Source organism: Frateuria sp. (assembly GCF_035944355.1).
GTDB lineage: Bacteria > Pseudomonadota > Gammaproteobacteria > Xanthomonadales > Rhodanobacteraceae > Frateuria_A.
In genome coordinates, this window is sequence record NZ_DASZBH010000008.1 from 98,498 (window position 1) to 122,468 (window position 23,971).

At 67.5% G+C, this 23,971-nt stretch carries 26 protein-coding genes; 19 read left to right on the forward strand and 7 right to left on the reverse strand.

What is annotated here, in order from left to right:
* Positions 1 to 157: 157 nt before the first annotated feature.
* Both VGU03_RS05280 and VGU03_RS05285 read left to right on the forward strand, forming a co-directional pair.
* A complete protein-coding gene (locus tag VGU03_RS05280) occupies positions 158 to 1,360 on the forward strand; it encodes a zinc-dependent alcohol dehydrogenase (protein ID WP_327479151.1) in 1,203 nt (400 codons plus the stop codon).
* Positions 1,361 to 1,368: 8 nt separating this feature from the next.
* Entirely contained in the window at positions 1,369 to 1,788 is a 420-nt protein-coding gene (locus VGU03_RS05285; protein WP_327479152.1) for a hypothetical protein, read from the forward strand.
* Between the two features lie 44 nt (positions 1,789 to 1,832).
* Here VGU03_RS05285 and VGU03_RS05290 read toward each other — a convergent pair whose 3' ends face one another.
* Complete coding sequence (locus tag VGU03_RS05290) at positions 1,833 to 2,090, reverse strand: hypothetical protein (RefSeq protein ID WP_327479153.1); 258 nt, start codon at positions 2,088 to 2,090, stop codon at positions 1,833 to 1,835.
* 112 nt (positions 2,091 to 2,202) lie between these two features.
* Complete coding sequence (locus tag VGU03_RS05295) at positions 2,203 to 2,727, reverse strand: hemerythrin domain-containing protein (RefSeq protein WP_327479154.1); 525 nt, start codon at positions 2,725 to 2,727, stop codon at positions 2,203 to 2,205.
* A 444-nt stretch (positions 2,728 to 3,171) separates the two neighbouring features.
* On the opposite strand from VGU03_RS05295, the gene VGU03_RS05300 reads away from it, so the two are divergent.
* From VGU03_RS05300 to VGU03_RS05315, 4 genes are all read left to right on the forward strand, one after another.
* Positions 3,172 to 3,990 (forward strand): SAM-dependent methyltransferase, encoded by an 819-nt coding sequence (locus VGU03_RS05300; protein WP_327479156.1) that lies wholly within the window; start codon positions 3,172 to 3,174, stop codon positions 3,988 to 3,990.
* 111 nt (positions 3,991 to 4,101) lie between these two features.
* A complete protein-coding gene (locus VGU03_RS05305; RefSeq protein ID WP_327479157.1) occupies positions 4,102 to 4,317 on the forward strand; it encodes a hypothetical protein in 216 nt (71 codons plus the stop codon).
* Positions 4,318 to 4,775: 458 nt separating this feature from the next.
* A complete protein-coding gene (locus VGU03_RS05310) occupies positions 4,776 to 5,042 on the forward strand; it encodes a hypothetical protein (RefSeq protein WP_327479158.1) in 267 nt (88 codons plus the stop codon).
* Positions 5,043 to 5,078: 36 nt separating this feature from the next.
* The gene (locus VGU03_RS05315; RefSeq protein ID WP_327479159.1) at positions 5,079 to 6,845 is read left to right on the forward strand and encodes a GGDEF domain-containing protein; all 1,767 of its coding nucleotides are present in this window, start codon (positions 5,079 to 5,081) and stop codon (positions 6,843 to 6,845) included.
* A 7-nt stretch (positions 6,846 to 6,852) separates the two neighbouring features.
* On the opposite strand, the gene VGU03_RS05320 is transcribed toward VGU03_RS05315, so the two are convergent.
* Both VGU03_RS05320 and VGU03_RS05325 read right to left on the reverse strand, forming a co-directional pair.
* The gene (locus tag VGU03_RS05320) at positions 6,853 to 7,362 is read right to left on the reverse strand and encodes a Mut7-C RNAse domain-containing protein (protein WP_327479161.1); all 510 of its coding nucleotides are present in this window, start codon (positions 7,360 to 7,362) and stop codon (positions 6,853 to 6,855) included.
* 44 nt (positions 7,363 to 7,406) lie between these two features.
* Entirely contained in the window at positions 7,407 to 7,874 is a 468-nt protein-coding gene (locus tag VGU03_RS05325; RefSeq protein WP_327479163.1) for an NUDIX domain-containing protein, read from the reverse strand.
* 89 nt (positions 7,875 to 7,963) lie between these two features.
* On the opposite strand from VGU03_RS05325, the gene VGU03_RS05330 reads away from it, so the two are divergent.
* The 5 genes from VGU03_RS05330 to radA all read left to right on the forward strand — a co-directional run bounded on the left by VGU03_RS05330 (position 7,964) and on the right by radA (position 13,549).
* Positions 7,964 to 8,230, forward strand: a complete 267-nt coding sequence (locus VGU03_RS05330; protein ID WP_327479164.1) for a DksA/TraR family C4-type zinc finger protein — start codon at positions 7,964 to 7,966, stop codon at positions 8,228 to 8,230.
* 157 nt (positions 8,231 to 8,387) lie between these two features.
* Positions 8,388 to 9,254: an aldo/keto reductase gene (locus VGU03_RS05335; protein ID WP_327479165.1), complete on the forward strand. Its 867-nt coding sequence runs from the start codon at positions 8,388 to 8,390 to the stop codon at positions 9,252 to 9,254.
* A 178-nt stretch (positions 9,255 to 9,432) separates the two neighbouring features.
* A complete protein-coding gene (locus tag VGU03_RS05340) occupies positions 9,433 to 10,830 on the forward strand; it encodes a replicative DNA helicase (protein ID WP_327479166.1) in 1,398 nt (465 codons plus the stop codon).
* 160 nt (positions 10,831 to 10,990) lie between these two features.
* Positions 10,991 to 12,079, forward strand: a complete 1,089-nt coding sequence (gene alr / locus VGU03_RS05345; RefSeq protein ID WP_327479167.1) for an alanine racemase — start codon at positions 10,991 to 10,993, stop codon at positions 12,077 to 12,079.
* 78 nt (positions 12,080 to 12,157) lie between these two features.
* Positions 12,158 to 13,549, forward strand: coding sequence for a DNA repair protein RadA (gene radA, locus VGU03_RS05350; RefSeq protein WP_327479168.1), 1,392 nt, complete (start codon positions 12,158 to 12,160; stop codon positions 13,547 to 13,549).
* A 19-nt stretch (positions 13,550 to 13,568) separates the two neighbouring features.
* Here the strand turns inward: radA and VGU03_RS05355 are convergent, their stop codons facing one another.
* Entirely contained in the window at positions 13,569 to 14,384 is an 816-nt protein-coding gene (locus VGU03_RS05355) for a cytochrome C assembly family protein (protein WP_327479511.1), read from the reverse strand.
* Positions 14,385 to 14,538: 154 nt separating this feature from the next.
* Between VGU03_RS05355 and ffh the strand changes: the two genes are divergently transcribed.
* The 5 genes from ffh (at position 14,539) to rplS (ending at position 18,205) form a co-directional block, all read left to right on the forward strand.
* Positions 14,539 to 15,921 carry a signal recognition particle protein gene (gene ffh, locus VGU03_RS05360; RefSeq protein ID WP_327479169.1) on the forward strand — a complete coding sequence of 461 codons (1,383 nt, stop codon included), beginning with the start codon at positions 14,539 to 14,541 and terminating at the stop codon, positions 15,919 to 15,921.
* A 264-nt stretch (positions 15,922 to 16,185) separates the two neighbouring features.
* Positions 16,186 to 16,443 carry a 30S ribosomal protein S16 gene (rpsP, locus tag VGU03_RS05365; protein WP_091333189.1) on the forward strand — a complete coding sequence of 86 codons (258 nt, stop codon included), beginning with the start codon at positions 16,186 to 16,188 and terminating at the stop codon, positions 16,441 to 16,443.
* A 2-nt stretch (positions 16,444 to 16,445) separates the two neighbouring features.
* Positions 16,446 to 16,961, forward strand: a complete 516-nt coding sequence (gene rimM, locus VGU03_RS05370) for a ribosome maturation factor RimM (RefSeq protein WP_327479170.1) — start codon at positions 16,446 to 16,448, stop codon at positions 16,959 to 16,961.
* Positions 16,962 to 16,975: 14 nt separating this feature from the next.
* Positions 16,976 to 17,734, forward strand: coding sequence for a tRNA (guanosine(37)-N1)-methyltransferase TrmD (gene trmD, locus VGU03_RS05375; RefSeq protein ID WP_327479171.1), 759 nt, complete (start codon positions 16,976 to 16,978; stop codon positions 17,732 to 17,734).
* A 78-nt stretch (positions 17,735 to 17,812) separates the two neighbouring features.
* Complete coding sequence (gene rplS / locus VGU03_RS05380; protein ID WP_327477027.1) at positions 17,813 to 18,205, forward strand: 50S ribosomal protein L19; 393 nt, start codon at positions 17,813 to 17,815, stop codon at positions 18,203 to 18,205.
* A gap of 184 nt (positions 18,206 to 18,389) precedes the next feature.
* Here the strand turns inward: rplS and VGU03_RS05385 are convergent, their stop codons facing one another.
* A complete protein-coding gene (locus VGU03_RS05385) occupies positions 18,390 to 20,429 on the reverse strand; it encodes an EAL domain-containing response regulator (RefSeq protein WP_327479172.1) in 2,040 nt (679 codons plus the stop codon).
* Positions 20,430 to 20,609: 180 nt separating this feature from the next.
* Entirely contained in the window at positions 20,610 to 21,620 is a 1,011-nt protein-coding gene (gene epmB, locus VGU03_RS05390) for an EF-P beta-lysylation protein EpmB (RefSeq protein ID WP_327479173.1), read from the reverse strand.
* Positions 21,621 to 21,706: 86 nt separating this feature from the next.
* Here epmB and efp point away from each other — a divergent pair, with 86 nt between their 5' ends.
* The 3 genes from efp (at position 21,707) to VGU03_RS05405 (ending at position 23,958) form a co-directional block, all read left to right on the forward strand.
* Complete coding sequence (gene efp, locus VGU03_RS05395) at positions 21,707 to 22,276, forward strand: elongation factor P (RefSeq protein ID WP_327479174.1); 570 nt, start codon at positions 21,707 to 21,709, stop codon at positions 22,274 to 22,276.
* A gap of 86 nt (positions 22,277 to 22,362) precedes the next feature.
* Positions 22,363 to 23,694: a TRZ/ATZ family hydrolase gene (locus VGU03_RS05400; RefSeq protein WP_327479175.1), complete on the forward strand. Its 1,332-nt coding sequence runs from the start codon at positions 22,363 to 22,365 to the stop codon at positions 23,692 to 23,694.
* Between the two features lie 9 nt (positions 23,695 to 23,703).
* Complete coding sequence (locus tag VGU03_RS05405) at positions 23,704 to 23,958, forward strand: YciI family protein (RefSeq protein ID WP_327479176.1); 255 nt, start codon at positions 23,704 to 23,706, stop codon at positions 23,956 to 23,958.
* The last annotated feature ends 13 nt before the right edge of the window (positions 23,959 to 23,971 follow it).

Here is a 23,971-nt window from a genome sequence, read left to right on the forward strand (position 1 = left end):
GTGATGCCCGCGCAAGGTTTTCGCAGCGGGTGCCTGTCTGCCGGCCACACAGACAGTGCGCGTCGGAGCGAATCCATGCGGCCCTTTCCCGCGCCGACGACACGCACGCGGTTAGTTTCCCTTGCATCGAGCGCAGCGCGCACGCGGGAGACACATCATGCTTGCCACCACTTACCGGCGGCCCTATCGCGTGCGTGCGGCGCACGTGCCCGAGCCCGTCATCGAGCACCCTGACGACGCCATCGTGCGGGTCACGCGAGCCTGCATCTGCGGCTCGGACCTGCACCTCTACCATGGCCTGGTGCCCGATACGCGGGTCGGCTCGATCTTCGGCCACGAGTTCACCGGCATCGTGGAAGAGGTCGGCGCCAACGTGCGCAACCTCAAGGCAGGCGACCACGTGCTGGTGCCCTTCAACGTCTTCTGCGGCACCTGCGCCTCGTGCTCGCACGAGCTCTACGGCAACTGCGAGAACGTCAACCCGCAGGCGACCGCGGTCGGCGGGGCCTACGGCTACTCGCACACGGCCGGCGGCTATGACGGCGGGCAGGCCGAATACGTGCGCGTGCCTTTCGCGGACATCGGCCCCACGGTGATCCCGTCGGACATCCACGTCGAGGACGCAGTGCTGCTCACCGACGTGGTGCCGACCGGCTACCAGGCCGCCGAGATGGGCGACATCCACGAGAACGACACGGTCGTCGTGTTCGGCGCCGGTCCGGTCGGCCTGATGGCGGCGCGCTGCTCGTGGCTGATGGGAGCAGGCCGCGTCATCGTGGTGGACCAGTACGACTATCGCCTGGAATTCGCGCGCCGCTTCGCCCAGGCCGAAACGGTCAACTTCCGCGAGGTCGACGACATGGCCCTGCACCTCAAGAAGATGACCGACTGGCGAGGTGCGGACGTGTGCATCGACGCGGTCGGTTGCGAGGCCGACGGCAACTTCATGCAGACCCTGACCGGCGTGAAGCTGAAGCTGCAGGCCGGCGCCGCCACGGCGCTGCACTGGGCGATCAACTCGGTGCGCCGCGGCGGCAACGTGTCGATCGTGGGCGTCTACGGGCCCACCTTCAACGCCGTGCCTATCGGCAGCGCGATGAACAAGGGCCTGACGCTGCGCATGAACCAGGCAAGCGTCAAGCGCCACCTGCCGCACCTGATCGAGCACGTGCGCGCAGGCCGGCTCAAGCCGCGCGAGCTGATCACCCATCGCGTGCCGCTGGAGGAGGTGGACGAGGCTTACCACCGCTTCTCCGCCAAGCAGGATGGCTGCATCAAGACCGTGCTGATCCCGCCGCGCGCCGGCCGCATCGATACGCCTACGCCGGTCGCGCGCCCGGCTTCCACCCATTTGCACTGAGGCGACCCATGAACCAGGCGACCGACCATTCGAACATCCCCGACTGGGGCGTGGACCTCGATCCCGCCAAGCGCCCGGCCGTGCCGATGGAGCGCACCCCGCCGCGGCTGGAAGGGCTGCATTGGGATCGCCCCGCGCAGCAGCCGCGCACGGTGGAGGTGCTGCACTCGATCGAGCGGCCCGGCATCACGCCCGTGTTCGGCACCAGCGTCCCGCCCAGGGGCCTCAGCGGCTGGATCCGCAGGCGCGCGTTCCGCCGCAGCGAGAGCGATCTGCGCCACTGGATGCTCCTGCTGCTGGCCGACCGGGTGAACGTGGTCGAGGGCCTGGCGGACGACGTGCGCCGCTCGCCACGTGCGCGTGCGGCTGCCTTCGGCCTGGCCGGCGCGGCACTGGCGATATGGGTACTGCGCCGTCGTCGCACCTAAACGCTCGAGGCCGCGGGCTACGAAGCGTTGGGCGCACCTCGGCGTCAGCGCAGGCGCCCTTCCAAGGACGTATCGTCGTTCTTCAGGACGCCGCGCAGGTTGAACAGGAACAGGCCCACCTGCAGGCCGATCAGAGCCCATGCGTGGTCGTGCCAGCCCCAGGCCACCCACAGCAGGTTGCTCAGCACGAAGCACCAAAAGCCCCAGCTGCGCTTGCGCCGCGACAGCGAGCCGACCAGCCACGCGGCTACCAGCGTGATCGCCATCGCTGGCCATTGCAGGGCATCGATCAGGCCGCTCACCGGGCTGCGGACCAGCGCAGGGCCAAGTTGCCCGCGCCAACCGCTGCATGCGGGCGGGAAGGCCGGGTGTCGCACGCCCGCGCAAGGCGGGCATGCATGCGGACGGCGCCGTTCAGGCCGGTGAATCCGGGTCGCGCATGAAGGCCATCGCCGCAGTCTTCACCTTGGCGTAGCGGGTGATGGCGTCGGCGCCGGAGGATTCCTTCCAGCGGGCGTACTTGCGGTCGAAGTCGGCCAGCTCCTCGGCGCTGAACAACTCACGCGCCGCGTCGAACATCTTGGTTTCTTCCTCGTGGGCGTGGTGCTTGACCATCTCGCCGCACACCTGCACGGAACCGGCGAACTGGCGCGAGTCCACGTCGGCGGCATGGATGTCCGGCAGCACCGCCAGCTCGACCGCGCGATGCTCCTGGATCGCCTCGGCGTAGATCAGTTGCTGCTCGTGGTCGGCCCGATCCTCGAAGGCGGGATAGAAGACCGTTTCTTCCCATTTTGCGTGCGGGATCAGCAGCGCCTCGATGCGCTTGAGCAGGTCGTGGCGCGCGTCGGCTTCGGAGTCGGCGGTCTTGTTGATCTGGGCGAACAGCTCGCGCAACTGGTCGTGCTCGGTCCTGAGCGTGTCGAGAATGTTGGTCATGGCGCGCCTCCGTTGGGAACCCGGCTATTGCATAACCTTTGGCGTGGCATGGCCGTGAACCGGTATATTCCAAAGCGGTTCCGCGCCCCATCCGGATCGGATGCGCGCCGAAAGCCATCTGGGGCGCCAGGAGACAGCCCTCGACGCACCCCTCGCGTAGGAGGCACCGCTGTCCATCGCCGACAGTCTCACCCCCGGCGTGACGGACCTAGAGCTGCATCACCGCTGCGTATTCCTCGCTCAGCGCACGAGGATGCGGGCTGCGCGCTAGTTTTGCGAACGAACGGCAATCTCTGCCGGCAACGCAAGCACTAGAGCATCCGCGCGTGCAGGCATCTCTTACCGAGGCACTTTGACTCCCATCTCCAAGGCAATGACGCGCGTTGCCGTGTTCTGGCACACTCATTAATTGGCCATTTGCCATCGCTGGATGGGGATCCGGGCATGAGTAAGCATCAAACCGCCGGCCGTCTGGTCTGCGTGGGCATCGGGATGACTCTTGGCTCGCACATCAGCCCGTTGGCACGCAGCTACATCGAACAGGCGGACGTCGTGTTCGTCGGCGTCTCGGACGGTTTGGTCGAGCTCTGGCTGCAGCGCATGCATGCGGACGTGCGCAGCCTGCAGCCGTATTACGCCCATGGCAAGTCGCGCATGCGCACGTACCGCCAGATGGTGGAGGCGATGCTCGTTGAGGTGCGTGCGGGCAGGCGCGTCTGTGGCGTGTTCTACGGCCATCCCGGGGTATTCGCCTGGGTACCGCACAAGGCCATCGAAATGGCGCGCAGCGAGGGCTACCACGCGCGCATGGAACCGGGCATCTCGGCTGAGGACTGCCTGTATGCGGACCTGGGCATAGATCCGGGAACCTGCGGCTGCCAGCACTTCGAGGCGAGCCAGCTATTGGTCTACAGGCGCCAGATTGACCCGAGCGCGTGGCTGATCCTGTGGCAGGCTGGCCTGGCGGGCGACCGCTCGCTCAAACGCTTCTCTACCGGCGCCGCGTACCGTCAGGTGCTGGTCGATGTGCTGGCGCGCGACTATCCGCTAGAGCACGAGGTGATTATCTACCAGGCTGCGACGTTGCCGATCGGGCAACCCCGAATTGAGCGCACAAGGCTGCAGGCGCTGCCCGGTGCGGAACTTAGCATGGCCGATACTCTGGCCATTCCCCCCGCACGAGCCATGGAGCTAGCGGAGGATATTCGGGTGCGATTGGAGGCGCTTGATGCCGTCTCAGAAGAGGTGGTCGTACCCGTGTAATTTTTTTCGGCGTCCCTTTAATGGAGGCGAGCAGGATATGATCATTCAGGGACGAGCTTGTGCGGTTGCACAGGATCGCTTCCCAGACACCACTCACATGAAGGAATCCTTATGACAGACATGATCAATATCCTCGAAAGGATGGGTAGCGATGCTGGGCTGCGTCATGCGTCCCGGCAAGAACTTGAGCGAGTGCTGCATGCGGAACAAATCGACAAAAGCGTGCGCGAGGCGATGCTGTCGGGCGATCGCGCGGAGTTTCAGTCATTGATGGGGGTGGGTCCACAGTTCAGCGTCATCATGCCGGGGGTAGAGGAAGAGGCCTGACGTATCCGGATGGATGCCCAGCTGGCTACTCGGGTCACATCGCACGGCGCGAGTGCCAAAGGGGTCAAGCGCATTAACCTTGACCCCTTCCATTTGGTCCACGCTGGGCGCACGGCATTACGCGACCTGCGGCGGAACAGGGCCGGGACGTTGGAGCGCCTTCGAACTCCGCACTTTTAACACGCGTACGCGGCGGATGGTCGATTCTGGATGAGCCCGCCGACGCGTGCTCTCGCGTGTAGCCGGAGCCAACCTTACCGTAGTGGCCGCAAGTGAGGGATGCGTAAGCTGCCGTAAGCCCGGATAGGAAGCAGAGCGGTCCGCCTGCGCTTGCCGTGATGGTCTCGCCATAGGGCAATGGCTCTTGGGTTAGCTCTGAGCGCGCGCAAACCAGTGGAATAAAGTAGACTTTCGCTGTCTTCGGGGCAGCCGTTAAGTAGCCCGATCAGGGGGGGGGTATGTTCGATATCGTCGATTTTCTTGAAGAAGTCGGCCAGGATGCGATGTTCTCGCGCGCCTCGACCGAAGAAATACTTGCAAGTTCATTAGCGGCGCAGTTAACCCTGCAGGAACGGAACATGCTTGCCGAAGCAGCAGCAATGCGGCGGGCGGGTCTGCTCGACGCACAAGCGCTTTATTGCATGCAGTTTCCTGCGGAAGAGGAAGAGGGCGAAGAACGAGAGCCGGAGCCCGACCCGGATGAACCGTTGCGAGACAACGAATAGTCGCGCCATGCCTCGCTACTTTTGCTAGGCGACATCATGTCCTGCGCGAATCCAACGCGACGAGCGCTTTTTATTATCTGTACGGTCCTAGCATTGCTGATTGTGGGCGCGGCCGAAGCGGACGTGCCCTCAGACATCGAACGGGCGCTGCAGCAAGCAGAGAACATCAAGACCGCGGATAATGCGAAATTCGTGAAAATTATTGACTCTCTGGGTCACGACCGCGCTAGCTTGTCGACGTCGCAGTTATGGCATTTGCGGTACTTGGAGGCCTGGCAAACGGCATATCGCGGCGATTATCACAACGCCGCCGAGCTTCTCACTCAAGTTATTGGGCACGCGGGGGAGTTCGATCTCAAGGTCCGTGCTGAAGCCACTTTGGTAAATATCCTTGGTATCGGACGCCGCTACGAGGAGGCCTACACCAACCTAAGTCGTGTGCTTGACGAACTTCCCCAGGTGACGAGTGACAGCACGCGGTTGCAGGTGCTGGCCGAGGCCTCGCAGCTCTCCATCGAAGCTGGCCAATATGGGCTGGCGTCCGTTTATGCGGAACGATTGCTGGCGGAGCATCCGACCGGACAAGGAGCATGCAAGGGACAGTATCTTGCACTCCATGCCCAATACCGGGATCAGGTATCACCGCCGGTGGGGCCTTTCATTAGAGGGGCAAATTTGTGCGCGGCCACTGGCGAGATCCTATTTGCCAACGGCATCCGGGCCGACATTGCAGGTATATATTTGAAACACCACCGCCCCCGCGAAGCCGAAGAGCTACTGCGGCGTTATTACGGCGAGGTTCTGAAGACTCAATATCAAAGCTTTATTTCAGAAATTGATGCGCTGCTTGCGGAGGCTTACTGGCAAATGGGTGATACCCGGCAGGCGCGGAAGTACGCATTGGCATCAGTGGTTGAGAACGTCAAGGATGAATACACCGAGTCGCGGGTAAACGCATACGAATTGCTTTACGAGCTTGAGCGAGCACAAAACCACATGGGTGCCGCTCTCGCGTACCACGAAAAATACATGGCTGCAGACAAGGCCTATCTCGACGACGTCAGCGCCAAGGCCCTCGCGTACCAGATGGTCAAGCAGCAGGTGCAGGCCAGGAAGGCGGAAGTCGACGCGCTGGCCAAACGGAACAGGATCCTGCAACTGCAGCGGGCACTCGACCGCAAGGCGATGGAGGCCAGCCGGCTGTACATCGTCGTGCTCGCGCTGGGGCTGCTGGCCATCGGCCTGTGGCTGCTGCGCCTGAAGCGTTCGCAGCTGCAGTTCATGCGCATGGCCCAGTGCGACAGCCTCACCGGCATCTACAACCGCAAGCATTTCGTGAGCGAGGCCGAGCACGCGCTGCGCTACGTGGAACGTTCGGCGCGTGGCGCCAGCCTGGTGCTGATCGATCTGGACCATTTCAAGCTGATCAACGACACCTACGGCCATGCGATGGGCGACCAGGTGTTGCGGCGGGCCGTGCAGGCCTGCCAGCAATACGTGCGCTCCACCGACGTGTTCGGCCGCCTGGGCGGGGAGGAGTTCGGCGTGCTGCTGCCCGAGTGCACGCCGGACGCCGGCATCGAACGGGCCGAGGCCATCCGCCGCGCGATCGCCATGCTGAGCGACCAGGACGAGCCGGGCATCCCGGTGTCGGCGAGCTTCGGCGTGGCGTTCACCGTCGAGTCCGGCTACGAACTGCGCCAGCTCCTGATGGATGCCGATCATGCGCTCTACCGGGCCAAGCGCGCGGGGCGCAACTGCGTGGTCGCCGGCAAGCAGGGCGAGGGCGTGGTGGTCGCCTGATTCGCGATCAGCGTGGCTTGGGCGGGGTGTGGGCGTTCCACTGCTGCATCCGCGCTTGCATGCGCCGCACGTGGCTGCCTGGCCAGTAGATCCGGCCGCAGGCCGGGCACGCGCGGAAGGGACCGGGCAGGTCGCGCGCCCGCGGCGGCACGCGCGTGCGTTCGTCGGGCGTGGCTTCGCGCAGTAGCGTGTTGTCGAGCAGGCAGCGGCTGAAGGGAGCCCAGGTCCAGTCGACGCCGAGCGCCGCGGCCAGCTCGGCTGCCTGCATGTCGAGCCCGTCGCTCGCCAGCAGCACGACCACGACGCCCTTTCCCGCGTGCGCGGCCAGATGCCGGTCACGCGTCAGCAGGATCCGCGATTGCGCGCGGCACGCACCCAGGACGGCCCGGTCGCTCGCGTCGACCGGTGCCAGGCCCGTGTCGTAGCCGGCCGCACGCAGCCAGCGGGCAAGGCTGGCGAGCATGGCGTCGCAGAACAGTGGCAGGGGGCTGCCGGAAGCTTCCATCGCCTCATTCAAGCCGTTCGCCGGGCGAGGCTGCGTGAGCGGGCTCCTTGCGACGGCTACCAGCCGCGTGCCAGTCCGGCCTCCAGCCGGTCGAGCAACGCTTCCTGGCTGGGCAGGATCTTCCCGCGCGCCGGTGCCAGCGCGAACCAGGCGACGCGGTCGATCTCGGGAAAGCTGGCGCGCTGGCCGCTGTGTGGCGGCCACTCGAGTTCGAACAGGTTGCTGCGTAGCGCGTCCGGGTCGAAATCACCCTCGAGCGCGAACGCCTCGACCCATTTGCCGCCGCGCTGGCGCAGACGCCCCAGCGGATGCAGCGGCCCGACGGCCGGCACGCCGAGCTCTTCCTCGAACTCGCGCCGCGCGGCCGCTTCGGCCTCTTCCCCGGGCAGCAGCTCGCCCTTGGGCAGCATCCAGGCGCCCTCGTCGCGGCGGCGCCAGAACGGGCCGCCCGGGTGGGCGAGCAGCACCTGCACCGCGCCCTCGTGCTGGCGGTACATCAGGATGCCCGCGCTGATGATGGGCATGCGTCCTCCCACTGCGGCTGGTGCCGAGCCGACGTTCACCTGGCCCACGGTAACATCCGAGGCCGACTCGTTTTTTGCGGGAGACCGCCATGGCCATCGGTTGGGCCGGCGACGGCGCCGTGCAGGACCAGATCGACGCGACCGTCAAGGACGCGATCAAGCGCGCACGCAGCAAGCTGCCGCAGGGGCCGAGCCTGAGCCACTGCGAGGAATGCGATGCGCCGATTCCCGAGGCGCGCCGCAAGGCCGTGCCCGGCGTGCGCCTGTGCGTGGCCTGCCAGGAAGCGCAGGACAAGGCGCAGCGCGCGGTCAGCGGCTACAACCGCCGCGGCAGCAAGGACAGCCAGTTGCGCTGAAGGCCGTCCGGACCGTTCGGGGCACATCCTGCTGGCCGGCGCCGGTATCCGCTGGCGTGTGAACCGCGCAGAGCTCCTCGACAACGCCGCCGAGCGCGCTTGCCTGGCTGCCACATGCCCCCATGCATGGAGCTGTTCGATTCACGGGAGTGCCCCAATGCAAAATCCGAATGCTGAAGCCGCCGGCCAGTTCCGAATCGGCGGCGACATCCCGGTCAACCGCCTGGGATTCGGCGCCATGCGCATCACCGGCAAGGGCATCTGGGGCGCGCCGGCGGATCCGGAAGCCGCCCGCGCCACGCTGCGCGCGCTGCCCGAGCTGGGCGTCGACCTCATCGATACCGCCGACAGCTACGGCCCGGAGGTGAGCGAAAGCCTGATCCGCGAAGTGCTGTATCCGTACCGGGGCCTGCTGATCGCCACCAAGGGCGGCCTGACCCGCCACGGGCCGGACATCTGGGCGCCGGTGGGCCGTCCGGAGTACCTGCGCCAATGCGTGCTGATGAGCCTGCGCCGGCTGGATGTGGAGCGCATCGACCTGTGGCAGTTGCACCGCATCGACGCCAAGGTGCCGCGCGAAGAGCAGTTCCAGGCGATCGCGGAGATGCGCAAGGAAGGCCTGATCCGCCACGTGGGCCTAAGCGAGGTGAACGTGGAGGAGATCGAGGCGGCGCGGCGCCACTTTCCCGTCGCCACCGTGCAGAACCTCTACAACCTGGCCAACCGCAAGAGCGAGCAGGTGCTGGAGTACTGCGCGCAGCAGGGCATCGGCTTCATTCCCTGGTATCCGCTGGCCGCCGGCGACCTGGCCGCGCCCGAGTCGGCATTGAGCCGCGTCGCCAAACGCCTGGGCGCGAGCAACGGCCAGGTCGCGCTGGCCTGGCTGCTCAGGCGGTCACCGGTGATGCTGCCGATTCCGGGCACTTCGAAGGAGGCCCACCTGCGCGAGAACGTGGCCGCCGCGCAGCTTGAGTTGTCGGACGAGGACTTCCGGGCGCTCGAGGCTCTGCCCACTGAGGCCTAACGGAGAAGGGCGCCCGCTTGCGTCGCGATGGTTCGGCCGGGCCGGTTTACCCACCGCCTCCCACAGCTTATCCACAGACTTATTGTCTCGTCGGCTGAGAAGCCGCCGCGTATCCTCTCCCCTTCGTGTCCGCCGCGGTACTGCCGGCGGCGCGGATGCCTGCGAGGAAACCCAGCCCATGTCCTTTGTCCCCGAGCGCAAGAGCGGCCACCCATCCGCCGTCGAGGCGCTGCGCGTGCCGCCGCATTCGATCGATGCCGAGCAGGCGGTGCTGGGCGGCCTGATGCTCGCCCCCGACGCGCTGGACAAGGTGGCGGACAAACTGGGCGAAGGCGACTTCTACCGCAAGGACCATCGGCTGATCTGGCGCGCGATCAACGAACTGGCCAACAAGGGCATGCCCTGCGACGCGGTGACCCTGGGCGACTGGTTCGAGGCCAACGGCCTGGCCGACATGGTCGGCGGGGCGAGCTACCTGATCGAGCTGGCCAACGCCACGCCGAGTGCGGCCAACATCGCCGCCTATGGCGACATCGTTCGCGAGAAATCCGTGCTGCGGCAGCTGATCGACGCCGGCACCTCGATCACCGAGGACGGCTACCGTCCCGAGGGCAAGAGCGTGCAGGAGGTGCTGGAGAGCGCCGAGCAGGCGGTCTTCAAGATCGCCGAGTCCGGTGCGCGCGGCAAGAAGGATTCGGTATCCATGCGCGAGGCGGTCAAGGACGCCTTCCGCCTGCTTACCGAGCGCTATGAGAACCGCGGCCAGCTCACCGGCATCTCCACCGGCTTCAACGACCTGGACGAGCTGACCTCCGGCCTGCAGCCGTCGGACCTGATCATCGTCGCGGCGCGTCCCTCGATGGGCAAGACCGCCTTCTCTGTGAACCTCGCCGAGGCCGCCGCGCTGCGCGCGAAGAAGGCGGTGGTGATCTTCTCGATGGAAATGTCCGCCTCGCAGCTGGCCTTCCGCCTGATCTCCTCGATCGGCCGCATCCACCAGCAGCACCTGCGCAACGGCGACCTGTCCGAAGAGGACTGGCCGCGCGTGACCAACGCGATCGCGATCCTCTCCGAGGCCAAGATCTTCATCGACGACACGCCCGGCCTCTCGCCGGTGGAGCTGCGTTCGCGCGCGCGCCGCCTGCACCGCGAGCACGGCGGCCTGGGACTGATCGTGATCGACTACCTGCAGCTGATGCAGGTGCCCGGAAACAAGGAGAACCGCGCCACCGAGATTTCAGAAATCTCCCGTTCACTCAAGGGCCTCGCCAAGGAGCTGAACGTGCCGGTGATCGCCCTGTCGCAGTTGAACCGCTCGCTGGAACAGCGCGCCGACAAGCGCCCGATGATGTCCGACCTGCGCGAGTCGGGCGCCATCGAGCAGGACGCCGACGTGATCATGTTCATCTACCGCGACGAGTACTACAACAAGGAATCGCCGGACAAAGGCCTGGCCGAGATCATCATCGGCAAGCAGCGAAACGGCCCCACCGACACGGTCAAGCTGACCTTCCTCGGCCACTACACCAAGTTCGAGAACTACGCGCCGGATTCGTTCGTGGGGTCGTTCGATTGAAGGCGGGGAACGGGGAACGGGGAACGGGGAACGTGCAGTCCGCGCGCGCCGGTGGGGTGCGGCCTGGTGTCGCTGCCGCTGCTGGGCAATGCGCAAGCGCGCCGGGTCACCGCACACTCGACGTTCCCCGTTCCCCGTTCCCCGTTCCCCGCTCCAACCCATGAGCCGCACCACCACCGCCACCATCCACCTGGGCGCCCTGCGCCACAACCTCGCGCGCATCCAGGCGATGGCCGCGCCTGCGCGCGTTATGGCGGTGGTCAAGGCCGATGCCTACGGCCATGGCCTGGAGCGCGTCGCCCGCGCACTGGATGCGCAAGCGGAATGTTTCGCCGTGGCGGCGCTGGGCGACGGCCTGCGCCTGCGCGCGGCCGGGCATCGCCAGCGCATCGTCGTGCTGTCCGGCCCGGACCAGCCCGGCGACATCGCGGAGATGCAGCGCCTGCAACTGGACGCGGCGATCCACCACGAGTCGCAATTGCATTGGCTGGCCGAAGCCAAGCCGGGACGCGGCCGCCTGCGCGTGTGGCTGAAGATCGACAGCGGCATGCATCGCCTGGGCTTCGCCCCCGAGCGTGTGGCGCAGGTGCACGCGCGCCTAGCCGCGATGCCGGGGCTCGATCCGCAGATAGGCCTGCTCAGCCACTTTTCCGATTCGGAAGTCTTCGATGGCGCGCAGACCCGCGCGCAGATCGAGCGCTTTGCCGCGGCCACCCGCGGCCTGGACGGCCCCCGCTCACTGTCCAACTCCGCGGCCGTGCTGGGCTGGCCCGAAGCGCGCGCCGACTGGGTGCGCACCGGCGGCCTGCTGTACGGCCTGTCGGTGGTGGAGGGCAAAAGCGGCGCCGACTTCGGCTTCCGCCCTGCGATGACACTGGCCACGCGGCTGATCGCCATCAACGTCGTCGGCAAGGGCGAGTCGATCGGTTACAACGGCACCTGGACCTGCCCGCAGGACATGGCCGTAGGCGTCGCCGCCGTAGGCTATGGCGACGGCTATCCACGCAGCGCGGCCAGCGGCACGCCGGTGCTGGTCGGCGACACCCGCGTGCCGCTGATCGGCCGCGTCTCGATGGACCTGATCACGCTGGATCTGCGCGATGCGCCGCGGGCCAAGGTGGGCGACCGCGTCATCCTGTGGGGCGAAGGCCTGCCGGCAGAAACCGTCGCGCGCCACGCCGGCACCATCGGCTACGACCTCACCTGCGGCATGACCCGCCGCGTGCTGTTCGTCGAGGACGAAAGCTGACGGGCGTTTCGGCCCCGGCCATCTCGCCCTGTACGAAGGAGCCGGGCTAAGCTCGCCGCTCCACTCCGGGACACTTCCATGGCCAAAGCCAAGACCGCCTATGTCTGCACCGATTGCGGTGCGGAGCACTCCAAATGGCAGGGCCAGTGCGTCGAGTGCGGCGTGTGGAACACGCTGAGCGAAGTGGTGCTGACGCCGGCGTCCACGGCGAAGGCGTCGGTGGGTGCCCAGCGCTCCAGCTACGCCGGCAATGCGGCCGGTTCGGCCAGGGTCACGCCGCTCACGGCGGTGGCGCTGACCACCGAGGCGCGCACGCATACGGGTATCGGTGAACTGGATCGCGTGCTCGGCGGCGGCCTGGTGCAAGGTTCGGTGGTGCTGATCGGCGGCGATCCGGGCATCGGCAAGTCCACCCTGCTGCTGCAGATGCTCGGCACGCTGGGGACGCACCTGGCCAGCGTCTACGTCACCGGCGAGGAGTCGCTCTCGCAGGTGGCCGCGCGCGCGCAGCGCCTGGGCCTGCCGCTGGAGCCGCTGCAGGCGCTGGCCGAGACCTGCATCGAGCGCATCCTGGAGCAGGCGATCGCCACGCGGCCGCACGTGCTGGTGATCGACTCGATCCAGACCATCTGGACCGAGCTGCTCACCGCAGCGCCCGGCTCGGTGAGCCAGGTGCGCGAGTCGGCCGCCAAGCTCACGCGCTTCGCCAAGGAGACCGGGACCAGCGTGTTCCTGGTCGGGCACGTGACCAAGGAGGGCGGCATCGCCGGCCCGCGCGTGCTCGAACACATGGTGGACGCGGTGCTGTACTTCGAGGGCGAGTCGGGCAGCCGCTTTCGCGTGCTGCGGGCGTTCAAGAACCGCTTCGGCGCGGTCAACGAGCTGGGCGTGTTCGCGATGTCGGACAAGGGGCTGCGCGAGGTGCCCAACCCCTCGGCGATCTTCCTTTCCGCGCACTCGGGCCCGACTTCCGGCAGCGCCGTGATGGTCACCCGCGAGGGCACCCGCCCGCTGCTGGTCGAGGTGCAGGCTTTGGTCGACCAGTCGTCGCTGGGCAATCCGCGCCGCGTCGCGCTCGGCCTGGAGCAGAACCGCCTGGCCATGCTGCTGGCGGTGCTGCACCGGCATGGCGGCGTGGCGGCCTACGACCAGGACGTGTTCGTCAACGTGGTCGGCGGCATCCGCGTGCAGGAGACCGCGGCGGACCTGCCGGTGCTGCTGGCGGTGCTGTCCTCGCTGCGCGACCGTCCGCTGCCGGACAAGACCATCGCCTTTGGCGAGGTCGGCCTCTCCGGCGAGATCCGCCCCGTGCCCAACGGCGAGGAGCGCCTGAAGGAAGCGGCCACCCACGGGTTTCGCCGCGCCATCGTGCCCAAGGCCAACGCGCCGAAGAAGGGCAAGCTGGGCGAGATGGAAGTGATCGGCGTGGAGCGCCTGGCGCAGGCCATCGACGCCTGCCGCGACGCCTGACCAGGCAAGCCGGCGCTTGCTACAGCTGCGGCACCGGCCGATGCAGGATCAGCTCGAGCACGAACTTCGAGCCGAAGAACGCCAGCACCAGCACCGCCATGCCGATCAGCGTGAGGTTGACCGCGCGGCGCCCGCGCCAGCCGTGCTTCCAGCGGCCATAGAGCAGTACGCCGAACACCAGCCACGCCACGATCGACAGCACGGTCTTGTGCACCAGGTGCTGGCCGAACAGGTTGCCCACGAACAGTGCGCCGGTGACCAGCGTCAGCGTCAGCAGTGCGAAGCCGGCGGCGATCAACCGGAACAGCAGCATCTCGGTCAGCGTCAGCGGCGGCAGGGCGCGCAGCCAGGGACCGAACTGGCGGTGGCGCAGGCCGCGGTCCTGCACCGCCAGTCCGATCGCGAGCACGGCGGCGATCGAGAGCAGGCTGAAGGCCACCAGTGCCACCGTCACGTGCAGCTTGATCTGCCAGTCCATCGCCACCGGCATCGTCGGTGGCGCCAGGAAACTGTCCACGGCCAGCAGCAGCGCCGACAACGGAAACACCGCCACGCCGAGCGCCGCGACGGGGCGGCTGAGGTTCACCAGCAGGGTGAGCGCGGACACCACGCAGGCCACCAGCGACAGCGCCGCGAAGAAATGCAGGTCCAGCGCGCCGCGGTGCATCCCCAGCAGCACGCCGGCATGCGCCAGCACCGCGAGCGTCGCCACCCCCAGCGCCGGGCGCTGCCATGCGGCCGGTGCACTCGTCGCCGGCCCGAACAGCGGCCGCGCCAGCAGGCCGCAGGCGAGCAGGTAGCAGACGATGGAGAAGATCGAGAGCGCGGGCAGCATGGCGTGCAAGTGTGGCACACGGCCTGCGCAGGGTGCATTGGCCGGGAATCCGCCTGGATCGCGAGATGATCGTTCGGGCGGCCCGGTACGGGGCGCACGAGGGCCGTGGTCGCCTCCCGTATACTAGGCGCTTTCCGCATCGCCCCAGCCAGCCATGTTCGAATCGCTCAGCCAACGCCTCTCCGCCACCGTCAACCGCCTGCGCGGGCGCGGGCGGCTGACCGAGGAAAACATCCGCGAGTCCCTGCGCGAGGTGCGCATCGCGCTGCTGGAGGCCGACGTCGCGCTGCCTGTGGTGCAGGCGCTGATCGAGCGGGTCAAGGTGCGCGCGGTCGGCCAGGAAGTATTGAAGAGTCTTTCGCCGGGCCAGGCGCTGGTGAAGGTGGTGAGCGAGGAGCTGACCAAGGTGATGGGCACGGCCAACGCCGAGCTCAACCTCGCCCAGCAGCCGCCCGCGGTGGTGCTGATGGCCGGCCTGCAGGGCGCGGGCAAGACCACCACGGTGGCCAAGCTCGCCCGCTTCCTCACCGAGCGCAAGAAAAAGAAGGTGATGGTGGTCAGCTGCGACGTCTACCGTCCGGCCGCCATCGAGCAGCTGCGCACGCTGGCCGAACAGGTCGGCGTGAAGTTCTTCCCGTCCGAGGCGGGCCAGAACCCGGTCGACATCGCCAAGGCGGCGATCGCCGCCGCCCGCCGCGAAGTGGTCGACGTGCTGCTGGTCGACACCGCCGGCCGCCTGCACATCGACGAGGCGATGATGGTCGAGATCAAGGCGCTGCACGCCGCGATCACGCCGGTCGAGACGCTGTTCGTGGTCGACTCGATGACCGGCCAGGATGCCGCCACCACCGCCAAGGCCTTCAGCGAGGCGCTGCCGCTCACCGGCGTGGTGCTGACCAAGACCGACGGCGACGCCCGCGGCGGCGCCGCGTTGTCGGTGCGCTACGTCACCGGGCGGCCGATCAAGTTTCTTGGCGCCGGCGAGAAGACCGATGCGCTGGAGCCTTTCCATCCCGATCGCGTGGCCCAGCGCATCCTGGGCATGGGCGACGTGCTCTCGCTGGTGGAGGAGGTCGAGCGCAAGGTCGACCAGGAGAAGGCGCAGCAGCTCGCCCAGAAGGTGATGAAGGGCAAGCGCTTCGACTTGAACGACATGCGCGACCAGCTTGAGCAGATGAACAACATGGGCGGCATCGCCGGCCTGATGGACAAGCTGCCCGGCGTCTCCAGCCTGCCCGACAACGTCAAGTCCAAGGTCAACGACAACGAGATCAAGCGCATGGTGGCGATCATCGGCTCGATGACGCCGAAGGAGCGCCGCCATCCCGACCTGCTCAACGGTTCGCGCCGCGCCCGCGTGGCGCGCGGCTCGGGCACCCAGCCGGCCGACGTCAACCGCCTGCTCAAGCAGTACATGCAGATGGAGAAGATGATGTCCAAGCTCTCCAAGGGCGGCACCAAGGGCCTGCTGCGGCAGATGCGCGGGGCCATGAAGGGCATGGGCGGGATGGGAGGCGGATTTCCGCCGATGAGGTGAGGTGGGGTGGGGCAGGGACTGGGGACTGGGGAACGGGGAACGGGGAACGGGGAACGGGGAACGTGTCGACCCGGAAACTGATCCCATCCTCGCTTCGTAATACGTGCTTGCGGAAAGCCGCCAAGTTGCGATGCCCCCGTTCCCCGTTCCCCGTTCCCCGCCCAGGTCTTCCCTTTTCCCGAAATTCCACTAAAATGCCGCGTTTACCGCGCGCGGATCCCGTGCGTGCTGCCGGTCTCGCCGGCACCTCTGGAGCTTTTACTTATGGTCAAGATTCGTCTTTCGCGCGGCGGCGCCAAGGGCCGTCCGTTCTACCACGTCGTCGTGACCGACCAGCGCAACAAGCGCGACGGTCGCAGCATCGAGAACGTGGGCTTCTACAATCCGGTCGCCTCCGGCAAGGACAAGCGCCTCGAGCTCAACGTCGAGCGCGTGAACGAGTGGGTGGGCAAGGGCGCCCAGCTGACCGACAAGGTCGCCGCCCTGCTCAAGGAAGCCGGCAAGCAGCAGGCAGCCGCTTAAAGATGGCCGCAGCCGGTCGGCGCGTCCTGGTCGGGCGCATCGTCGGGCTGTACGGCGTGCAGGGCTGGCTCAAGATCGAATCCTGGACCGAGCCCCGCACGCAGATCTTCAAGTACCAGCCCTGGCAGCTCGAAAAGGCGCCGGGCGAAGTGGTGGAGATCACCGGAATCCAGGGGCGTCCGCAAGGCAAAGGGCTCGTCTGCCACTTGCCGGGCGTAGACGACCGGGACGCCGCGGCGGCGCTGGTGGGGCAGGACATCCATGTCGCCCGCGAGCTGCTGCCGCCTCCGGCCAAGGGCGAGTATTACTGGGTCGACCTCGAAGGGCTTGAGGTCGTCACCACCGAAGGGACGCCGCTGGGACGGGTGAGCCACCTGTTCGCCACCGGCGCCAACGACGTGGTGGTGGTGAGGGATGGCACGCGCGAGCGGCTGGTGCCCTTCGTCCAGGGGACTTACGTGCGTTCGGTGGACTTGTCCGGCGGGCGCATGGTGGTGGACTGGGATCCGGAGTTCTAGGAATCGAGGATCCGATGCGCATCGACGTCGTCACGCTGTTTCCCGACTTCATGCGCCAGTGCGCCCAGGTCGGTGTGGTGGGACGCGCGCAGCAGCGGCAGCTGTTGCAGGTGGAAACCTGGAACCCGCGCGACTACGCCACCGACAACTACCGTACCGTGGACGGCCGCACCTGCGGCGGCGGACCCGGGATGGTGATGCTGATCGAGCCTTTGCGGGCGGCCATGAAGGCCATGCGCGAGGCGGCGCCGGAACCGGCGCACGTGATTTACTTGAGTCCGCAGGGATCGCGGCTGACGCAGGGCAGGGTGGAAGCGCTGGCCAAGATGCCGCGCATCGCCTTGCTCTGCGGACGTTACGAGGGGGTGGACGAACGCCTGCTGGCGCGCGAGGTCGACGAGGAGCTCTCCATCGGCGATTATGTGCTGTCCGGGGGCGAGCTGGGCGCCGCGGTGATCATCGACGCGGTGGGCCGGTTGCAGGAAGGCGCGTTGAACGACGCACAGTCCGCCGAGCAGGATTCGTTCTCGAACGGGCTGCTCGATTGTCCGCACTACGCGAAACCGGTGCACGACGCACTGGGTGACGTGCCGGAGGTGCTGCTCTCCGGCGACCACGCGGCGATCCGCCGCTGGCGCCTGAAGCAGTCGCTGGGACGGACCTGGCTGCGACGGCCCGACCTTTTGGCGCAATGCGCGCTGGACAAGGAGTCCCGCGCATTGCTGGAAGAATTCCGCCGCGAACACACCAGCCGGAACGGTCGCGACGGGTAACAATGAAGAGTGCGGCCATGGATGGCCGCTTTTCGACTCTCGCTGCCAGGGATGGCAGCAAAAACTACTGAGGTTGCCATGAACAAGATCATCGAACAGTTCGAAGCCGAGCAGATCACCCGCCAGCTGCCGGAATTCGGCCCCGGCGACACCGTGGTGGTCAACGTCAAGGTGAAGGAAGGCAACCGCGAGCGCGTGCAGGCGTTCGAGGGCATCGTCATCGCCAAGCGCAGCCGCGGCCTGCATTCGGCCTTCACCGTGCGCAAGATCTCGCACGGCACCGGCGTGGAGCGCGTGTTCCAGGCGCACAGCCCGGCGATCGATTCGGTGCAGGTCAAGCGCAAGGGCAAGGTGCGCGGCGCCAAGCTGTACTTCCTGCGCGGCCTGGAAGGCAAGGCCGCCCGCATCAAGGAAGACATCGCCGCCGTCTCGGCCGCCAAGGCCGCCTCGAAGGCTTCGTCCGCCGAATAAGCTGGCGCGCCTCCGGCGCAGGAAAGCCCCGCAGTGCGATCTGCGGGGCTTTTTCGTTGCATGCGCGGCGTCGGGCTGGAACGAACGCTCGCCATTGCCGATCGGCCCGTGCGGGGCACCCGTGCCGTGAGCGGGCGGCCGCCGCCTGCGGCGGCGCTGGCGCCCGACTGCGGCGGCCCCGCGATTACAGCAGCCGCTGCGGCTCCTGCAGGAAGTTGCCCTGCACGAAGTCGACGCCGCAGGCGAACAGCAGCGAGGTGCTGGTGGCGTCCTCGACCCACTCGGCCACCGTCAGGCGCTTCATTTCGTGGGCCTGCACGCAGATCTCGCCGATCTTCTTCTGGTTTTCCGGATGCTGCGGCAGCTGCGCCATGTAGGTGCGGTCGATCTTGAGGTAGTCCGCATCGATGTGGGCGAGCAGCTGGAAGGAATTGAGGCCCGAGCCGAACTGCTCCAGCGCGAACCGGCCGCCCATCTTCTTCCAGCGGCCGATGAAATCCTGCGCGGGGCGCAGCAGCGTGACCACCTTGCTCTCGGTCATCTCCAGCACCAGCTGGCCCTGGCGCAGCGCCGCCCGCTTGAGGCGGTCTTCCAGCCAGAGCAGGAAGCTGGCGTCCTGCATGGACTCGGCGGTCAGCTTGACGAAGAAGGTGGTCTGCACGCCCTGTCCGTCGCGCGCCTTGAGCACGTCGATGGCGCGGTTGATCACCCAGCGGTCGATGGCCGGGGTCAGCTGGTGCTTTTCGGCGATCGGCATGAAAAAGCCCGGCAGCACCTCGCCCTGTGGGCCGTTCATGCGCAGCAGCACCTCGGAGTACTCCCCCTCGGCGTCCTGCAGGCTGATGGTGTGCTGGTGATAGAGCACGAAGCCGTCGTTGGCCAGCGCTTGCTGGAGCAGCTGTAGCCAGTAGCGTTCGCGCTCCTCCTCGGCTTTCTCGCGCGCGGCCGGGTCGTGCAGCTCCATGCGGCCGCCGCCCTGGCTCTGTGCGTTGCGCAGCGCCTGGCTGGCCTGGTTGAGCAGCAGCTCGGAGTTGGCGTTCTTCTCGCTCAGCAGGCTGCCGCCGATGCTGGCGGCCACCGTGATCGAACGGGTGCCGGCATCGAAAATCTCGCTGGCGATGGCCTGCAGCAAGGCGTCGATCCACTGCTTGATGGCCTCGTCGCTGCGCGAATCGAGCACCACGCCGATGGTGTGCTCGGCCAGCAGGCCCGCCATGTCGCCCTCGGCGAGCAGCCCGCTCACCCGGCCGGCGAAGGCGGCCAGCAGTTGGTCGGCCTGGCCCAGGCCGATGCCGGCGACGATGTTCTGCCAGTTGTCCGGCTCGATCAGCAGCAGGGTCTGGCCCTTCTTGCCCTTGGCTGCGGCGGCCACTGCCTCGTCGATGTACTCGAGGGTGCGGGCGCGGTTGTACAGGCCGGTGACGGCGTCGCGCTGCAACTGCTCCATCAGCGCCGGATCGACCTGCTGGCGGCGGAACACGATCTGCAGGCAGGGTTCGCCCTCGAAGGTGGCGTGCGCGAACTCCACCGTGGCCTTGAAGGTGCTGGCGTCGGCGCGGCGCGCCTGCAGTTCGAGTTGGCTGGCGGCCTTTTCCTTGCGCGAATGGCTGCGCAGCAGGTTCTTGAAGGTCTCCGCATCGGCGGTGCCGATCAGGTCGAGCACCGGCAGGCCGAGCAGGTCGTCGAAGTCCTCGTAGCCGAAGGTTTCCAGGTAGGCGCGGTTGGCGCGCACGTGCATGCCTTCGTGCACGTAGGCGATGGGGTCGGCGGAAGAGTCCAGCAGTGCATCGCAGCGGCGTTCCGATTCGCGCAGCGCCGCTTCGAGCAGGCGCACCTGGCGGCGCGTGTGCAGCGCCTCGAATTCGCGCTGCAGCACCGCGATCAGCTGCTTGGGCTGGGTGCGCAGGGCCGTGCCGCGGACGCCGCCGGCGAACAGCTCGGCGACGCTCTGGGTGTCCAGCTGGTTGACCAGCGCCACCAGCGCCACGTCGCGGCCATGCGCGTCGAGCATGTGCACCACCTCGCGCAGTTCCAGGCCGGCGGCCGGGTCGAACAGCACGATGTCGGGTTCCAGATCGTCCAGCGCCGCCTGCATCTGGTCGGCCTGGGTCGCCCGCGCCGGGCGGACCGCGATGCCGGCGTTGCGCAGGAGGCTGATGATCTGTTCGGCGTCCTCGACGGATTTCTCGACGAAGAGGATCTTGATGACGGAGTCTTTTTTCATTGCGCCCTGGCGGCTGCCCTTGGGATCGGCCCAATCGCTGGCGCCCCTCGCCGCGACCGGAAGGGCAAGCCGGCGCTCGGCCGTTCACCCCTCGTCCGCGGTTTGTAACGGATTCCCCGCCAGATCGCCAGCGAAAGCATCAAAAGGCGCGATGGCCACCGGCCGGAGGGCGCAAGGACGTCAAAGCGGGCGCTTGGAGGCGTCTCCCGCCACCTCGCGCACGAGACGGGGAACGAGGTAGCCCGGCAGGCGTTTGCGTATCTCTTCGACCAGCGCAAGCGCGCGTGCGTCGTCCACCTCGAAATGGGCCGCGCCCTGCACGCGGTCGAGCTGGTGCAGGTAGTAGGGCAGCACGCCGGCGGCGAACAGCCGCTCGGACAATGCGCCGAGCGTATCGGCATCGTCATTGATCCCGCGCAGCAGCACCGACTGGTTGAGCAAGGTGGCCCCGGCCTGGCGCAGCGAGGCGCAGGCGGCATCGACGCCGGCATCGAACTCGCGGGAGTGGTTGGCATGGAGCACGACCACCGTCTGCAGACGCAGCCCGCCCAGCCATGCGAGGAAGGGGCCGTCGATGCGCTCGGGCAGAACCACCGGAAGGCGGGTGTGGATGCGCAGGCGCGTGACGTGGGGAAGCTCGGCCAGGCCACGCGACAGCTCTTCCAGCTTGGACGTGGCAAGCGCCAGCGGGTCGCCGCCGGAGAGGATCAGCTCGCTGATCGACCGGTCCGCGCGCAGGTGATCCAGCGCCTGCCGCCACTGGCCGGCGGCGGCGATCTCCTCGCCATAGGGGAAGTGCCGGCGGAAGCAATAGCGGCAGTTGACCGCGCAACTGCCGCTGGCGATCAGCAGCGCACGACCGTGGTACTTGTGCAGCACGCCCTGCGCCTCGCGTGCGGCCAGGTCGCCGACGGCGTCGGCGACGAAGCCGGGCGCATGTTCCAGCTCGGCCAGCTGCGGCAGCACCTGCAGCAGCAGCGGGTCGCGCGGGTCGCCCGGGCGCATGCGCGCCACGAAGCCCCGCGGCACGCGCAGGGCGAAGCCGGCATCGCCGGCAGGCAGCCGGAGGGCGAGGTGTTCCAGCTCCACCAGGCGCAGCAGTTCGTGCGCGTCGGTGACGGCGTTGCGCCAGGATTCGCGCCAGTCCGGCTCGGGGGACGATAGGCGCTCGGCGGGGCTTGCGGTTATCATGGCGGGCCTTGAGGCGGGCATAGGCCCGCGCAAACGACCATTTTAGCCGCCCGCTGGGCGGTTTACTCCTTGGGAGCAGAAAGCGCATGGCCACCGCCGGTCTCAACGACGTCAAGAAGGGGATGAAGATCCTCCACAACAACGATCCGTGGATCATCACCGACGCCGACTTCATCAAGCCCGGCAAGGGCCAGGCGTTCACCCGCATCTTCATCCGCAACCTCAAGACCGGCCGCACCACCGAGCAGACGATGAAGTCGTCCGATTCCTTCGAGGTCGCCGACGTCACCGATACCGACATGCAGTTCCTCTACTCCGACGGCGAGTTCTGGCACTTCATGCAGCAGGAGACCTTCGAGCAGCACCAGGCCAGCAAGGCCGGCGTGGGCGAGGCGGCCAAGTGGCTCAAGGGCGAGGAAGAGTGCGTGGTCACGCTGTTCAACGGCGAGATCATCGTGGTTCAGCCGCCGAACTTCGTCGAGCTGAGGATCACCGAGACCGACCCGGGCGTCCGCGGCGACACCTCCGGCGGCGGCGGCAAGCCGGCCACGCTGGAAACCGGCGCCGTGGTGCGCGTCCCGCTGTTCGTCGGCACCGACGAGGTGATCAAGGTCGACACCCGCACGGGCGAATACGTCAGCCGCGTCGGCAAGTAAGACGCGCGGCGGGTTCCTCTGGACGGCACGGCAGCCCAGCGCGCCGTGCCGTTTTCGTTCCATCGCTCCGCCAGATCGAGGCTGCAATGAGTCCAGGCGCCACCGACATCGACCTTCTGATCGAAGCCCGCTGGGTGGTTCCGGTCGAACCGCATGGCGTGGTGCTCGAGCAGCATGCGGTGGCGGTCGACGACGGCCGCATCGAGGCGATCCTGCCGATCGCCCAGGCGCGCGCCGCCTATGCGCCGCGCGAGCGGGTGGAGCTGGCCGAGCACGCGTTGATTCCCGGCCTGGTCAACAGCCACACGCACAACCCGATGACGCTGCTGCGGGGGCTGGCCGACGACCTGCCGCTGATGACCTGGCTGCAGCAGCACATCTGGCCGGCCGAAGCGAAGGTAATGGGGCCGGAGTTCGTGCGCGACGGCGTCGAGCTCGCGGTCGCCGAGATGCTGCGCGGCGGCACCACCTGCGCCAACGAGAACTACTTCTTCCCGGACGTGATCGGCGCGACCTATCGGCGGCTGGGCTTCCGCGCCGTGGTCGGCCTGCCGGTGATCGAATTCCCGACCGCCTGGGCCAAGAGCCAGGACGAGTACTTCGAGCGCGCCGGCGAAGTGCACGACAGCTTCCGCGGCGATCGCCTGGTCGCAACCGCATTCGCGCCGCACGCGCCTTACACTGTGTCGGACGAGAGTTTCGAGCGCATCCGCGTCCTGGCCGACCAGTTGGACATCCCCGTGCACCTGCACCTGCACGAAACGGCGCACGAGGTCGAGGAAGAAAAGAAGAAGTCCGGCCTGCGCCCGTTCCAGCGTCTGCAGAAGCTGGGCCTGGTCAACGATCGGTTGATCGCCGTGCACATGACCCAGCTCACCGAGGGCGAGATCGACAGCTGCGCCGAGGCCGGCGTGTCGGTGGTGCATTGCCCCGAGTCCAACCTCAAGCTCGCCTCCGGCTTCTGCCCGGCGGAGAGGCTGCGCCGGGCGGGCGTCAACCTGGCGATCGGCACCGACGGCTGCGCATCCAACAACGACCTGGACATGATCGGCGAGCTGCGCACCGCCGCGCTGCTGGCCAAGGCGGTGGCCTGCGACGCCGCCGCCTTCGATGCGGCCTACGCGCTGCGCGCCGCCACCCTCAACGGCGCCAAGGCGATCGGCCTGGACGGCCGCATCGGTTCGATCGAGCCGGGCAAGCAGGCAGACCTCGCCGCCGTGCGGCTGGGCGACATCGAAACGCAGCCGCTGTTCCACGTTGCCTCGCAGCTGGCTTATGCGGCCGGGCGCCACCAGGTGACCGACGTGTGGATCGCCGGCCGTCGCAAGCTGGCGGCGCGCGAACTGGTCGACATGGACGTCGCCGCGATCCTCGCCAAGGCGCACGCCTGGCGCGAGCGCATTGCCGCGTTCTCCTGAGGGGCCGCCATGAACCTCTACCTGGTGATGGTGATGCGCCGCCCGCAGTTCGATGCCGCGGTGGTGCCGGCGCACCAGCGCTTCCTCGACGCGTTGCGCGCGCAGGGCCAGGTCGAGCGTTCCGGTCCGTTCGGCGACCAGTCCGGCGGTGCCTACCTGCTGCATGCGGCCGACCTCGCCCAGGCTCGGGCGATCGCCTTGCGCGATCCGGCTCACGTCAGCGGCGGCTGGGACGTGACGGTGTACGAATGGCAGGCGCGCTAGCCTCGACGCGCGT

What these genes read in the sequence shown, in the direction of transcription:
- VGU03_RS05280 (WP_327479151.1), top strand. Translation starts at nt 158, where the DNA reads ATGCTTGCCACCACTTACCGGCGGCCCTATCGCGTGCGTGCGGCGCAC.
- VGU03_RS05285 (WP_327479152.1), top strand. Translation starts at nt 1,369, where the DNA reads ATGAACCAGGCGACCGACCATTCGAACATCCCCGACTGGGGCGTGGAC.
- VGU03_RS05295 (WP_327479154.1), bottom strand. Translation starts at nt 2,727, where the DNA reads ATGACCAACATTCTCGACACGCTCAGGACCGAGCACGACCAGTTGCGC.
- VGU03_RS05300 (WP_327479156.1), top strand. Translation starts at nt 3,172, where the DNA reads ATGAGTAAGCATCAAACCGCCGGCCGTCTGGTCTGCGTGGGCATCGGG.
- VGU03_RS05305 (WP_327479157.1), top strand. Translation starts at nt 4,102, where the DNA reads ATGACAGACATGATCAATATCCTCGAAAGGATGGGTAGCGATGCTGGG.
- VGU03_RS05310 (WP_327479158.1), top strand. Translation starts at nt 4,776, where the DNA reads ATGTTCGATATCGTCGATTTTCTTGAAGAAGTCGGCCAGGATGCGATG.
- VGU03_RS05315 (WP_327479159.1), top strand. Translation starts at nt 5,079, where the DNA reads ATGTCCTGCGCGAATCCAACGCGACGAGCGCTTTTTATTATCTGTACG.
- VGU03_RS05325 (WP_327479163.1), bottom strand. Translation starts at nt 7,874, where the DNA reads ATGCCCATCATCAGCGCGGGCATCCTGATGTACCGCCAGCACGAGGGC.
- VGU03_RS05330 (WP_327479164.1), top strand. Translation starts at nt 7,964, where the DNA reads ATGGCCATCGGTTGGGCCGGCGACGGCGCCGTGCAGGACCAGATCGAC.
- VGU03_RS05335 (WP_327479165.1), top strand. Translation starts at nt 8,388, where the DNA reads ATGCAAAATCCGAATGCTGAAGCCGCCGGCCAGTTCCGAATCGGCGGC.
- VGU03_RS05340 (WP_327479166.1), top strand. Translation starts at nt 9,433, where the DNA reads ATGTCCTTTGTCCCCGAGCGCAAGAGCGGCCACCCATCCGCCGTCGAG.
- alr (WP_327479167.1), top strand. Translation starts at nt 10,991, where the DNA reads ATGAGCCGCACCACCACCGCCACCATCCACCTGGGCGCCCTGCGCCAC.
- radA (WP_327479168.1), top strand. Translation starts at nt 12,158, where the DNA reads ATGGCCAAAGCCAAGACCGCCTATGTCTGCACCGATTGCGGTGCGGAG.
- VGU03_RS05355 (WP_327479511.1), bottom strand. Translation starts at nt 14,384, where the DNA reads ATGCTGCCCGCGCTCTCGATCTTCTCCATCGTCTGCTACCTGCTCGCC.
- ffh (WP_327479169.1), top strand. Translation starts at nt 14,539, where the DNA reads ATGTTCGAATCGCTCAGCCAACGCCTCTCCGCCACCGTCAACCGCCTG.
- rpsP (WP_091333189.1), top strand. Translation starts at nt 16,186, where the DNA reads ATGGTCAAGATTCGTCTTTCGCGCGGCGGCGCCAAGGGCCGTCCGTTC.
- rimM (WP_327479170.1), top strand. Translation starts at nt 16,446, where the DNA reads ATGGCCGCAGCCGGTCGGCGCGTCCTGGTCGGGCGCATCGTCGGGCTG.
- trmD (WP_327479171.1), top strand. Translation starts at nt 16,976, where the DNA reads ATGCGCATCGACGTCGTCACGCTGTTTCCCGACTTCATGCGCCAGTGC.
- rplS (WP_327477027.1), top strand. Translation starts at nt 17,813, where the DNA reads ATGAACAAGATCATCGAACAGTTCGAAGCCGAGCAGATCACCCGCCAG.
- VGU03_RS05385 (WP_327479172.1), bottom strand. Translation starts at nt 20,429, where the DNA reads ATGAAAAAAGACTCCGTCATCAAGATCCTCTTCGTCGAGAAATCCGTC.
- epmB (WP_327479173.1), bottom strand. Translation starts at nt 21,620, where the DNA reads ATGATAACCGCAAGCCCCGCCGAGCGCCTATCGTCCCCCGAGCCGGAC.
- efp (WP_327479174.1), top strand. Translation starts at nt 21,707, where the DNA reads ATGGCCACCGCCGGTCTCAACGACGTCAAGAAGGGGATGAAGATCCTC.
- VGU03_RS05400 (WP_327479175.1), top strand. Translation starts at nt 22,363, where the DNA reads ATGAGTCCAGGCGCCACCGACATCGACCTTCTGATCGAAGCCCGCTGG.
- VGU03_RS05405 (WP_327479176.1), top strand. Translation starts at nt 23,704, where the DNA reads ATGAACCTCTACCTGGTGATGGTGATGCGCCGCCCGCAGTTCGATGCC.